General features: G+C 66.4%; 14 protein-coding genes. 3 read left to right on the plus strand and 11 right to left on the minus strand.

Going from position 1 to position 12,214, the window contains the following annotated elements; all coding sequences use genetic code 11:
• Positions 1-27: 27 nt before the first annotated feature.
• Together AC2VOP_RS05120 and AC2VOP_RS05125 are read right to left on the minus strand one after the other, a co-directional pair.
• Complete coding sequence (locus AC2VOP_RS05120) at positions 28-447, minus strand: hypothetical protein (RefSeq protein WP_486959940.1); 420 nt, start codon at positions 445-447, stop codon at positions 28-30.
• A 102-nt stretch (positions 448-549) separates the two neighbouring features.
• Positions 550-1,356, minus strand: a complete 807-nt coding sequence (locus AC2VOP_RS05125) for a (2Z,6E)-farnesyl diphosphate synthase (protein WP_486959954.1) — start codon at positions 1,354-1,356, stop codon at positions 550-552.
• An 83-nt stretch (positions 1,357-1,439) separates the two neighbouring features.
• On the opposite strand from AC2VOP_RS05125, the gene trhA reads away from it, so the two are divergent.
• Entirely contained in the window at positions 1,440-2,174 is a 735-nt protein-coding gene (gene trhA, locus AC2VOP_RS05130; protein WP_486959941.1) for a PAQR family membrane homeostasis protein TrhA, read from the plus strand.
• Positions 2,175-2,258: 84 nt separating this feature from the next.
• Here trhA and AC2VOP_RS05135 read toward each other — a convergent pair whose 3' ends face one another.
• The 6 genes from AC2VOP_RS05135 to mca form a co-directional block, all read right to left on the minus strand.
• Complete coding sequence (locus AC2VOP_RS05135; protein ID WP_486959942.1) at positions 2,259-2,651, minus strand: nuclear transport factor 2 family protein; 393 nt, start codon at positions 2,649-2,651, stop codon at positions 2,259-2,261.
• A gap of 16 nt (positions 2,652-2,667) precedes the next feature.
• Complete coding sequence (locus AC2VOP_RS05140) at positions 2,668-4,659, minus strand: thioredoxin domain-containing protein (protein ID WP_486959943.1); 1,992 nt, start codon at positions 4,657-4,659, stop codon at positions 2,668-2,670.
• Positions 4,660-4,705: 46 nt separating this feature from the next.
• Positions 4,706-7,033 carry an APC family permease gene (locus AC2VOP_RS05145; RefSeq protein WP_486959944.1) on the minus strand — a complete coding sequence of 776 codons (2,328 nt, stop codon included), beginning with the start codon at positions 7,031-7,033 and terminating at the stop codon, positions 4,706-4,708.
• Positions 7,033-7,212 (minus strand): hypothetical protein, encoded by a 180-nt coding sequence (locus tag AC2VOP_RS05150; RefSeq protein WP_486959945.1) that lies wholly within the window; start codon positions 7,210-7,212, stop codon positions 7,033-7,035. Before AC2VOP_RS05150 ends, AC2VOP_RS05145 begins: the two co-directional genes overlap by 1 nt.
• 64 nt (positions 7,213-7,276) lie before the next feature.
• Positions 7,277-7,561, minus strand: coding sequence for a hypothetical protein (locus tag AC2VOP_RS05155; protein ID WP_486959946.1), 285 nt, complete (start codon positions 7,559-7,561; stop codon positions 7,277-7,279).
• Entirely contained in the window at positions 7,558-8,430 is an 873-nt protein-coding gene (gene mca / locus AC2VOP_RS05160) for a mycothiol conjugate amidase Mca (RefSeq protein ID WP_486959947.1), read from the minus strand. Before mca ends, AC2VOP_RS05155 begins: the two co-directional genes overlap by 4 nt.
• A gap of 83 nt (positions 8,431-8,513) precedes the next feature.
• Here mca and AC2VOP_RS05165 point away from each other — a divergent pair, with 83 nt between their 5' ends.
• Together AC2VOP_RS05165 and greA are read left to right on the plus strand one after the other, a co-directional pair.
• Positions 8,514-8,987, plus strand: coding sequence for a DUF4307 domain-containing protein (locus tag AC2VOP_RS05165; RefSeq protein ID WP_486959948.1), 474 nt, complete (start codon positions 8,514-8,516; stop codon positions 8,985-8,987).
• A gap of 213 nt (positions 8,988-9,200) precedes the next feature.
• The gene (gene greA / locus AC2VOP_RS05170; RefSeq protein WP_486959949.1) at positions 9,201-9,695 is read left to right on the plus strand and encodes a transcription elongation factor GreA; all 495 of its coding nucleotides are present in this window, start codon (positions 9,201-9,203) and stop codon (positions 9,693-9,695) included.
• Positions 9,696-9,734: 39 nt separating this feature from the next.
• Here greA and AC2VOP_RS05175 read toward each other — a convergent pair whose 3' ends face one another.
• From AC2VOP_RS05175 to AC2VOP_RS05185, 3 genes are all read right to left on the minus strand, one after another.
• Entirely contained in the window at positions 9,735-10,898 is a 1,164-nt protein-coding gene (locus AC2VOP_RS05175) for a cystathionine gamma-synthase (protein WP_486959950.1), read from the minus strand.
• Positions 10,899-10,958: 60 nt separating this feature from the next.
• Positions 10,959-11,882, minus strand: coding sequence for an RDD family protein (locus AC2VOP_RS05180; protein ID WP_486959951.1), 924 nt, complete (start codon positions 11,880-11,882; stop codon positions 10,959-10,961).
• A 70-nt stretch (positions 11,883-11,952) separates the two neighbouring features.
• Positions 11,953-12,214: CBS domain-containing protein (locus AC2VOP_RS05185; protein WP_486959952.1), on the minus strand; the 262-nt coding region annotated here is incomplete at its 5' end.

The following is a 12,214-nucleotide window of genomic DNA, read 5'->3' on the forward strand; positions in this document are numbered from 1 at the left end:
ATGGGCGACATCGGGCCGAGCGTGTACTCAGCGCGACTGCGGCCGGTGGGCTGTGTTCAGCTGCCAGATGCCGAGCACGACCGCGACACCACCGGCGCAAGCGAGCGCCCAGTTGCCCGCCTCGCTCAGCGGCAACCAGCCAGACAACGCCGTCGCCCACATCGCTGGAGCGAAGACGAGGTTGAACATCCCGAAAACCCGTGCCAGATGACGCGGTGTCGGGTGGACCCGGTTCAGTCCGAGCAGGAGACCGACACCGCCGACGAGGAACGCCAGCCCACCGGCGAGCAGCACCACGCGCGGCACGTTCCACCAGTCACCGAGTGGCCCCGATAAAGTGGCGACGATCGCGCCTGCGAGACTCCAGAAGGCCACGTCGGCGAAGATCGATCGCCAACGCCTGTCGTCGATGTTGCTGTGGCTACCTGATATTGATGTGCTTGTCATGTCCCGATGGTGCGGCCACGAGCAGTGCCAACTCCAGACACAGCACTGCCAAACGCTGCCGATTTCACCGATTCGTCTATCCGAGCAGAGAACCAACCAGCGCTACCGGCCGTAGCGTCGGTGCCGCAGGGTGTAATCCCGCAACGCCCGCAGGAAATCCACCCGGCGAAAAGCAGGCCAGTGCGCTTCGGTGAACCACATCTCCGAGTATGCGCTCTGCCAGAGCAGGAAACCGGACAGCCGCTGCTCACCTGAGGTTCGAATGACCAGATCCGGGTCGGGTTGGCCTGAGGTGTAAAGGTTCTCGGAGATGGCGTCGACGGTGACCGCCTCGACGAGTTCCTCGGCGGTAGCACCGTTGGCCAGTTGCTTCCCCAACAAGCCGCGTACCGCGTTCACGATCTCCTGCCGACCGCCGTAGCCGACGGCGAGATTGACGTGAAAGCCGCCGTTTTTGTCCCGGGTACCTTCTACCGCCTCCCGCAACCGGCGGGCCGGTTCTTCGCCGATCAATTCCAGATCCCCAACCGTGCGCACGCTCCAGCGGTTGGTGGGCGCGCAGATCTCCTCGACGACGTCGGTGATGATCTCGATGAGGGTGCCGAGTTCACCGGGGTCGCGCTGCAGGTTTTCGGTGGACAGCAGGTAGACGGTGGCCATTTCGATGCCGGCTTGGGCGCACCAACGCAGCATCTCGGCGATTTTGGCCGCACCCATCCGGTAGCCGTAGCTCACGTCGTCATAACCCGCATCACGGGCCCAGCGACGGTTCCCGTCGCAAAGGACAGCGATGTGGCGGGGCAGCGCGGGTCCGGAGGCCGCCAACCCGCGCCGGAGCCGCCTCTCGTAGAGCCGATAGAGCGGTTCTTGGAGGGGCTTCCGGAGAGTCTCCTTGAGGCGTGCTGCGATCGTCGCCACGAAGACCCAGACTACTGTGATCGACAGAAATTGCCGACGATCCGGCCGGCAATCCGCTCAAGTCAGGGAGGCTGATGGGCACCCGGACCAACACGGCCAACGCCGTCAACGCGGCGAACGCCGTCCCCGAGCCGGCGCTTGCGGCGTTCTCCGGAGACATCGCCGCACTGCACACCAAGCCGAGGGCCCGCGGCTGGATTCATCTGGTTTCGGCCATCGTGGCAGTCGCCGCGGGTGCCGCGCTGATCTCGGTGTCGTGGCCGCTGCAGGGGCTCAAGGCCGGTCTGGCGACCTTCGTCTACGTCGGCTCAGTGGTGGGGATGTTCACCGTCAGCGCCGCCTACCACCGTCTCACCTGGACGTCGGCGACCACCCGCACGTGGATGAAGCGGCTCGATCACTCGATGATCTTTGTGCTGATCGCCGGCACCTACACGCCGTTCGCGCTGCTGGCGATGCCGCACCACACCGGGATGTTGGTGCTGGCCATCGTGTGGGGCGGCGCCGCCGCGGGAGCGCTGCTGAAGATGTGCTGGCCGGCCGCACCACGCTGGGTGGGTGTGCCGCTATATCTGCTGCTGGGCTGGGTGTCGGCGTTCTACATCGCGACGATTCTGCACGGCGCCGGAGTAGTGGCGGTGGTGCTGCTGGCCGTCGGCGGCGTCTTGTACAGCGTCGGCGGTGTGCTGTATGCGCTAACCTGGCCTAACCCGTGGCCTCAGACGTTCGGCCACCACGAGTTCTTTCACGCCTGCACGGCCGCCGCGGCGATCTGCCATTACATCGCGATCTGGTTCGCGGTCTTCTGACGACCGCTTATGCGGCGAACGTGAAGCTGTTGCGAAATTTCGGCCGATTTTTCGCAACGGCTTCACACTCGGCGACAGCAACCGCTACAGCTGGGAGACGTTCTCCGCCGACCAGTAGGCCTTCATCGCGATGATCTTGCCGTCGTCGCCGAACACCATGACGTCGATCGGCTCGATCACCATCGCGCTGTCACCGGCGGTGATGGTCAGCCTGAAGTGGAACGCCGCCTCGTTACCGGCCACCCGCAGCGTCACCAGCTCGCAGGCCCGTTCCAGGTTATCCAGTGTCGAGTAGAAGCCGCGGATCGCCTCGCGGCCGATATGCACCTCGCCACCGACCGGATCCTCGAGCGTGGCATCGACAGCATAGAGGTCGACCAGGTCATCGGCGCTGCCGTTGGCGACCAGGCCGATATAGCGGTTGACGGTCTCGGTGATGGCTTGGGCTTTACTCGCCTTATCCGGTGCACTCGGCATAACTGGCACGCTACCGTCAGTCGGCCACACCGAGGGCGGCGGCCAGCTCCGGTGTGCCGGTGACCGGCAGATCGCACACCCGCCCACGGCACACGTAAGCGGCGTCGGCGCCGTCCACCCTGTCGCGACCGGTCAGCAGTTCCGACGAGCCGACCGCGCCACCGATGACGACCGACCCGCCGGGCGCCAGTCGCCGCGCAACGGCCAGCAGGGTCGAACCCGCCCCGCCGCAGGCGACTGCGATCTGCAGCGGCCCCCGGACGGCGGCTTCGGCCACCGCCAGCCAGTGCCCGGCTGACCGTGCCGCCCGGGCCAGCAGCGACGAGTGCGCCCGCAGTGCGTCGTCGGCGGCTTGGCGGTATCGTTCCGCACGGTCCGGGCCGACCAGGTAGGCAGCGGTTAACAGCGCCTCGGTGACCAATGACGCGCCCGACGGCGTCGCCCCATCCAGCGGGTCGGCGGGACGATACATCAACTGCTCAGCGTCGTCGGCGCTGTCGAACCAGCGACCAGGTGAGTCCGGATCGCCGAAGTGCGCCAGTGCGGTGTCCAGCAGGTGAACGGCCGCGGTCAGCCACTGCCCGTCGGCGGTCAGCTGATGCAACGCGAGCAGGCCGGTGGCCAGCGCGCCGTAGTCCTCCAGAATGGCGGCGCTCTCGCCGACCGAGCCGCCCAGGCTGGCTCGGCGCAGCCGGCCGTCCACCAGGTGCAGGTCGATCAGTGCAGCGGCACATCGCAGGGCCGCGCCGGCCAGGCCCGGGTCTTCCAGCGCCACACTGGCTTCGGCTAGCGCGGTGATCGCCAACCCGTTCCAGGCGGTGACGATCTTGTCGTCGCGGCCGGGCTGCACCCGGGTGCGCCGAGCCGCCCTCAATACGGTGCGTACCCGCTCGAAACGGCCGGCATCATCCGGATCGATCGACAATTGCAGCACCGAGCTGCCGGATTCGAAAGTCCCCAACGCGGTGACCCCGAAAACTTCTGCTGCCCAACGCCCGTCGTCGTCACCGAGAACCTCGGTCAGCTGCTGAGGTGTCCACACGTACGTGGAGCCCTCCCGGCCGTCGGCGTCGGCGTCCAGCGAGGAGATGAACATACCGGAATCGGCCAGGTCGTCGAGCAGAAACCGAGCGATCTGCGCGGTCACCCGATGCGCCAACGGATCCCCGGTGCGACGCGCCCAGTGCGCATAGGCCCGCAACAACAGCGCGTTGTCATACAGCATCTTCTCGAAATGCGGCACCACCCAGGCGTTGTCGACGCTGTAACGGGCGAAGCCGCCAGCCAGCTGATCATAGATTCCGCCACGGGCCATTGCCGCGCCGGTGCGGGCAACCGCATCCAGCGCGTCCGTCGACCCGGTTCGCTCGTAATGACGCAGCAACGCCTCCAGCAGCGCCGACGGCGGGAACTTCGGCGCACCGCCGAAGCCGCCGCGCTCGGTGTCCTCGTCGGCGAGCACGGCCGCCACCGCCTGATCACACAACGCGGGCTCGATCGCCGGCCCGCCGCCAGGTAGGCCCGCCGCCATCGAACGCAGCTCCCCCGCGATATGGTCGGACGCCTGCTCCACTTCGCTACGGCGGTTTCTCCAGGTGTCAGAGATAGCCGAAAGCAGTTGTAGAAAAGCCGGTTTGGGATAGTACGTGCCGCAGTAGAACGGTCGGCCGTCGGGCGTCAGGAAGCACGTCATAGGCCAGCCCCCCCGCCCGGTCAGTGCCACGGTGGCGTTCATGTACACCGAGTCGAGGTCCGGCCGTTCCTCGCGATCGACCTTGATGCAGACGAAGCTGTCGTTCATGGCGGCAGCGACGGTGTCGTCCTCGAACGACTCGTGCGCCATCACGTGACACCAGTGACACGCCGCGTAGCCGATCGACAGCAGAATCGGCACGTTGCGCTCGGCGGCTTCGGCCAATGCCGACGGCGTCCACTCCTGCCAATGCACCGGGTTGTCGGAATGCTGGCGAAGATACGGACTGGTGGAGCCGGCGAGACGGTTGACCATACCCCCACGTTAAACGCAGCACGGCGCCGTGTACCGGCACGCCGGACTAATGGGCGTCCTCGGTTTGCTGGACTATCTGATAGGCCGGGTCGACGATAGCCACCGGTTGGTTGCGTCGTTGGCGTGCCTTACCGGTGATTCGCAGCAGCTGGCCCGGTGAGATATCGGCACCACGTCCGGGACCGAAAGCCACGCGGACGTCTCCGCTGTGGTCGCCGACCACGATCCAGCGGACCGTTCGTCCCCGTTCGGTGATGTCTTCGACCTGGCTGACTCGGCCTTCGACGGTGACGCGTCGACCCGCAACCAGGCTCTGCACCGCGACCACCGCCGTCGCCCGCTCCGGGTGCTCGTATGCGTCGATGCTCTGCTGTTCGTCGCGAAAAACCCGCGCCTGAGCCTTGTCGAGTTCCCGAGCGATACGCTGCCCCACACTGTCAGGGAACGCTTGTCCGATGCGCGATTCCACGTCATAGGGCACGATCGTCGCGGCGGCGTCGGGAATCCGGCTGATGGCGCGGGCGATCTTGTCGGCGGTGCGGTCGTGGAGCAATCGTCCCAGCAGCGGCGCGTAGGTGCGCCGTGGCAGCAGCACCGTCACGTTGGTGTCGGGGTGCTCGTCGCGAACCGTCACGACCAGCAGCTGCGCGGCTCGGGTGATCTGTCGGTCCGGACAGTCCACCACCCGTAGCGGTGTGTCGAGATCTAAGTGCTCCCAGCGTTGCCGCAACCGCGTGGCAACCGCAGGATCGACCATGAAGTGCACCGCGACCAGTTCGTCGGCCCGCAATCCCTTGCTGTAGCGCAGCGCCTCGAGCACCGCGAGGTCGAGAGCGCTGACAAAAACGAACACCCGGTGACGCGCGTACTTCACCAACTGCGGACCGTCGGTGCGAAACGTTTCGAGAATCGATGCCTCGGCCCGGTATTCGCGGTTGAGCCGCATCAACCCGAATACCAATAGTGGAAACACGACAACGACCAACCAGGCTCCCTCGGTGAACTTGGCCACGGCGAGGATCCCCACCACAATCGTCGACAGAATTCCTGCCGACAAGTTGATCGCCAGCTTGTGTCGCCAGCCTCGATCACGGTGCCGAAGATGATGTTTGGTCATCCCGTAGCCGGCCATCGAGAAACCGCTGAATACGCCGATCGCGAACAACGGCACCAGCGCGTTGACCGAGCCGCCGGTTCCCACCAGCAAGGCCACCGACAGCACCGTAAGCGTGACAATGCCATTGGAGAACACCAGCCGGTGACCGCGCTTTGTCAGCTGTCGTGGCAGGAAGCGGTCCTCGGCAACGAAGCTGGCCAGCGCGGGGAACCCGTTGAAGCTGGTATTGGCACCCGTGTACAAGATGGCTGCGGTCGACGCCTGGACCAGCAGATACAGCGTGTGGCCGATCACCCCCTCGCCGAAGACCGCGCGGGCGATCTGCGATAGCACCGAGGGGTATTCATCGATATACGGGGTGGCGCGGGTGACGTGGGCAAGGTGCGCGACGCCTGCCAACGAGAACCCGAGGATGCACGCCATGATGGTGAGCACCCGACGTGCGTTCACGCCCTGTGGTTTACCGAACACGTTGACCGTATTGGAGATTGCCTCGACGCCGGTCAGCGACGAACCTCCGTTGGCGAATGCGCGCAGCAGCACCAGGATGGTGGCGCCCATCACCAAACCGCCGCCCTGATGGACCGGCACCGCTCCGGCGATGTGCTGCGGATCGTATGCCGGTAGCCCCCAAAAGATTTCGCGGATCCACCCCGTCCCGATCATCAAAGTGATCATGATGACGAAGGAGTATGTGATCGCCGCGAAGGGCCGGCCCGCTTCGCGCAGTCCGCGCAGGTTTACAAAGCAAATGGCGATCACCACGGCCACGGTGATGTGCAGGCTGTAGGGCCCGAGCGAGGGTATCGCCGACGCCACCGCCACCGTGCCGGCGGCTGTCTGAACCGCCACGGTGACCACGTAGTCGATCAACAGTGCCGCGGCGGCAATCTGGGCCACCCGGGGGCCGAAGTTATCCCGCGCCACCATGTAGGAGCCGCCCGCTCGGGTATAGGCCATCACGACCTGCCGATACGAGGCAGCCACCAACACCAGGATCAACAGGATGGCGCCGGTGATCGGCAGCAGCAACACGAAGGCGGCCAGACCGGCCTGCGGCAGCAGTTCTACCAGGATCTGCTCGGGACCATAAGCGGTCGACGAGATAGCGTCGGGTGAAAGCGCGCCCAGCGCAACTGTGTTCGGCAATGTCTCCGATCTGAGGTCTTCGCTGATCAGCGGCTTCCCTAAAAAGATGCGCTTGCACAAGTCGGAAAGCGCCACCGGTACTGGCGGGTAGTCGGCCGGCGCGGCCATCAGTCGGTTACCAGCGCGCCGACGACTTCATCGAACCGCTCGATCACCTTGTCGCCGTCGGCGTCGACACCACACAGCGGTCCGCGGTCAGCCGGGCGCCACTGCACGTGAAACGGGGCGATCAGCGCTCCGGGCTCGGGGTGGCGGGCGTCTCGCTCCCAGGGGGCCTGCTCAGTCACGGCGTCCAGTCTGGCATGCGGTGCAGAAGGCGAGTGACTCGGTGATCGTGATTCCAGCGCGCGGTTAGCCGGCCGGCTCCGACGACGATCCATCGGGATTGTCCGGCTGACCGACCCCCCCGGCCGTGCCTGTATCAGCGTCCTGATCAGCCGCCGGACTCTCCCGATCGAACGACTTGGGCACCTTCTTGAGCTGTCGGTTCATCGACCACACCAGCAGGAAGGTGCCGAGCAGCAACAGCACGATAACCAGCAGGCCGAACGGGCTGGCTTTGCCGAAGTCCGGTCCGGTGTTATGTGGCGCTTCGTCAGCCAGCACACCGAGCGCCGTGATGAGAGCCTGGTTCACCGGCCAGCCTCGATCCCGGCGAACAGGTCGGTCTCGGGCAGGCTCACCGGCACCCGGGATCGCGCCAGCTCGAACTCCTCGGTCGGCCACAGCCGCTGCTGCCAGGCGATCGGCGCGGCGAAGAAGTCCCCGTTCGGGTCGATCTGGGTGGCGTGGGCCCGCAGTGCGTCGTCACGCTGGCCGAAGTAGGCCGCGCATTCGACGCGGGTAGTCACCCGGTCGGCGAATACGTCGTGGTCCGGCTTCCAGTGCTCCAGCCATGTGCCGAACGGTCCCACCTGCCCGTGCTTGGCGAACTCGTCCTGCAGCAACTGCATCCGCTGGCGCAGGAACCCGTGGTTGTAGTACAGCTTGGACACCGTCCACGCCTCTCCGGCTTGCGGGTAGCGACGGTAGTCACCGGCCGCCTCGAACGCGGCGACCGAAACCTGGTGGCAGCGAACGTGATCGGGATGCGGGTAGCCGCCGTTTTCGTCGTAGGTGGTCATCACATGCGGCCGGAAGTCCCGGACAACCTCGACCAGCCGCTCTGTAGAGACCTCCAGGGGCGCCAGCGCGAAGCAGTCCGGCGGTAGCGGCGGCGGCGGGTCGCCCTTGGGCAGACCGGAGTCGACGAAGCCCAGCCAGGTGTGCTCGACGCCGAGGATCTCAGCCGCCTTGGCCATCTCGTCTCTGCGGATCTCGGCGAGGTGTCCGTGCACGTCGGGCAGGTCCATCTCGGGATTGAGGATGTCGCCGCGTTCACCGCCGGTCAGCGTCACCACCAGCACTCGGTGGCCGGCGTCCGCGTAGCGGGCAAGGGTGGCCGCGCCCTTGCTGGATTCGTCGTCCGGGTGGGCGTGCACTGCCATCAGCCGCAGCTCGCTCACGTGCGCATTCTCTGTTCCGTCTGCCGTTGACCGGGCATAGGACCCTATCGTCCCAGATGGTTTCCGGTTCTAATAGTTCCATCATGTCCAGTGGCTTTCATGGGCCGGTAACCGATCCCGTGTCCAACGACCCGGCCGTCCGGCGGCCGGTCAGCCGCTATGGGCGGGTCCGGTTGCCCGGCAGACCGCGGCGCTGGGCGGTGATCGCGCTGGCAGTGTTGGCCATTGCGACCGGTGCCGCCGCTTCCGTCATCGTCTATCAGCGGCTGGGCACCCCCGACGTCAGAGGCGATCTGTTCGGCTACCGGGTGATCGACGACCATACCGTGTCGGTGACGGTCAGTGTGACCCGCTCGGACCCGTCGCGCCCTGTTGTGTGCATCGTGCGGGTCCGGTCCGCGGACGGCAGCGAGACGGGCCGGCGCGAGGTGCTGATCGGGCCGGCTGAAGCAGCCACTGTCCAGGTGACAACGATCGTGAAATCCAGCGCACCGCCGATGATGGGCGACATCTATGGCTGCGGAACCGATGTGCCCGGCTACCTCCGCTCCCCTTGACGCCCAGGTCGCCGCTGTGGATGGTTCCGGCATCGGTGTGAGGTTGCAGTGGTATGGTTTCTGGGTACACGGTTCCTGGTGGGACCGTGTATTGCTGCATTAGCAGCACAAAACCGCAGTACACGGGGTGGCACCGCCTTTTCCCGCGGTGCCCGGCCTCGCGGCCCGTGCACCGAAGTATCCCGGGCCCGACCACACAAGGAGCGCGACGACATGACGGACACCCAGGTGACTTGGTTGACCCAAGAGTCACATGATCGGCTCAAGGAAGAACTCGACCACTTGATCGCGCACCGTCCGGTGATCGCCGCGGAGATCAACGACCGACGGGAGGAAGGCGACCTGCGCGAGAACGGCGGTTACCATGCCGCCCGCGAGGAGCAGGGCCAGGAGGAAGCCCGAATCCGTCAGCTGCAAGAGTTGCTCAATAACGCCAAGGTCGGCGAAGCCCCCACCCAATCCGGGGTGGCCCTGCCTGGTTCGGTGGTGACGGTCTGCTACAACGGCGACCAGTCCGACACCGAAACGTTCCTGATCGCCACCCGCCAGGAGGGTATTCACGTGGACGACCTCGAGGTATACTCGCCGAACTCGCCGCTCGGCGGAGCCCTGATCGACGCCAAAGTCGGCGAGGAACGCAGCTACACGGTTCCCAGCGGCAAGACCGTCAAGGTGACGCTGCTCAGCGCCGAGCCCTACCGAGGCTGAGAGTAACTGGCTCGCTTACCTCGATCGGCGAACCATCGATTAGTTCAGCGCCTGCTCCAGGTCGGCGAGCAGATCCCCGATGTCCTCGATGCCCACTGATAACCGCACCAGGTCGTCAGGCACCTCCAGTTGCGAACCGGCCGTCGACGCATGCGTCATCGCGCTCGGATGCTCGATCAGCGACTCCACCCCACCCAGCGACTCGGCCAGGATGAACACCTCGGTGCGCGCGCACAGCTCCTCGGCGGCCCGCCGCCCGTCGCGCATCCGCACCGACACCATGCCGCCGAAACCGGTCATCTGCCGGGCCGCGACGTCGTGGCCCGGGTGATCGGGCAGGCCCGGATACAGCACGGTGCGCACCGCCGGATGTGCGGCAAGAAACTCCGCGACCGTCGCCGCGTTCTCGCAGTGCCGTTGCATCCGCAACGTCAGCGTCTTGAGGCCACGGATCGTCAGGTACGCGTCAAACGGTCCCGGCACTGCGCCAGCGCCGTTCTGCAGGAAGCCGAACGCGGCGTCCAACTCCTCGTCGTCGGTGACCAGCGCGCCGCCCACCACGTCGGAGTGGCCACCGATGTACTTGGTGGTGGAGTGCAGCACCACGTCAGCGCCAAGGGTCAGCGGCTGCTGCAGAGCAGGCGAAGCAAATGTGTTATCCACCAACACCTTTACCGAAGAATTTCGGCCCAGTTCTGCGACCGCGGCAATGTCGGCGATCGACAGCAGGGGGTTAGTCGGAGTCTCCACCCAGATCAGCCGGGTGTTCGGGGTGAGCGCGGAGCGTACCGCGTCCAGGTCACACAGGGCGACCGGTGTGTAGGTCACCCCCCATCCGGTGAACACCTTGTCGATCAGCCGGAATGTACCGCCGTAGGCATCGTCGGGCAGGACCATGTGGTCACCGGGCCGCAGCAACGCCCGCAGTGCGCAATCGGTGGCGGCCATCCCCGAGCCGAACGCCCGGCCGAAACTGCCGCTCTCGACCGCGGCCAGCGCGGATTCCAACGCGGCGCGGGTCGGGTTTCCGGTACGTGCGTATTCGAACCCGCCACGCAACCCGCCCACGCCGTCCTGGGCGAACGTGCTGCTGGCATAGATCGGGGCGTTCACCGCTCCGGTCGCGGGATCCGGTCGAAAGCCGGCGTGGATGGCCCTGGTCGACAGGCCTTTGAAAGAGTGCAAGAAGTGCTGTCCGCTCATCGACGGCCAGCCTAGAGGTCTCGTCGTAGGAATGCGGACGCAGTCGCTGCGCCAGTCCAGTCAGCCACGGACGACCAGGTCGTTAGCTGCCTGATCGTGCCAGCCCCGCAACCGTCCCGAGTTGTCGAAAAGGGCGGACAGGTACACCACCGCCGCGCCCACACCGCAGAAGACATAACCGGCTAACGGAATGAGCTGCCGGACAAACGCCTGTCCGAAGTCGACGGGCCTACCGGTGCCAGCGTCGACGACTTTGATGCCGAGGGCAATCTTGCCGAGCGTGGCACCGAACGCGCCCACCATGAGGCCTTCGTAAAGCAGCAGGAAGGCCAAGGTGGCTCCGTAGGCCAGGCTGATCGGCACCAAGAGGTTTCCGGACCGCCCGGGTTGGCCCGGTTGGCCCGGTCGCCCGGGTTGGCCCGGTTGGCCGGGTCGCCCGGGTTGGCCCGGTTGGCCCGGTTGGCCCGGTTGGCCGGGTCGCCCGGGCCGGCCCCCCTCACCGCCCTTGCCGCCCTTGCCGCCCTTGCCGCCCTGGCCTCCTTGTCCTGGCCGGCCGGGTTGCCCAGGTTGCCCAGGCTGCCCGGGTTGTCCGGGCTTGGTGATGCTGGTGCCGTTCCCGCTGCTGCCCGAGACAGCCGATGTGGACGAGAAGACCGACCCGACAAACACGAGGACCACGGAGAACACCACTGCGTAAATGGCGGTATCGATCAGCCGGGCAACCAGTCGCCGGCCGGATGTCGCGACTTGGGTAGACCCGCCACCGGGAAGGTCGACGTAACCGCCACTGGCCTGCGGCGGATATCCGAGACTGCCCGGCGGCGGTGGCGGGAAATTGCCCGGCGGGGGCGGCGGGTAGCTGCCAGGCGGCGGCGGGTAGCTGCCCGGCGGCGGATAGCTGCCACCCGGTGGCGGCGGATAGTTGCCACCCGGTGGCGGAGGCGGCGGATAGTTCCCCGGCGGAGGCGGCGGCAGGTCAGTCATGAGCGGCCCCTTCTCTAGGTCGGCTCCGGGTCGGCCCAGCGGTCCACAGGCTATCGCAATTCGATGCCCGTTACCGCCGCCCTGACCTACCGGGCCCCTCCGACAGGAACCCCAGCAGGTCGTGGCGGGTGATGACGCCGGCCGGCTTGCCCCCTTCGACCACCATGACCGCATCCCAGTCCCGCAGCGCCTTGGCGGCGATGCTGACCACCTCGCCGGCTCCGATCATCGGCATCGGCGGACTCATGTGCTGAGCCACCGCGTCGGCGAGCTTGGCGCGACCCTCGAACACCGCGGACAGCAACTCGCGCTCGGACACGCTGCCGGCCACC

It is taken from the genome of Mycobacterium sp. TH-M106, assembly GCF_057473765.1.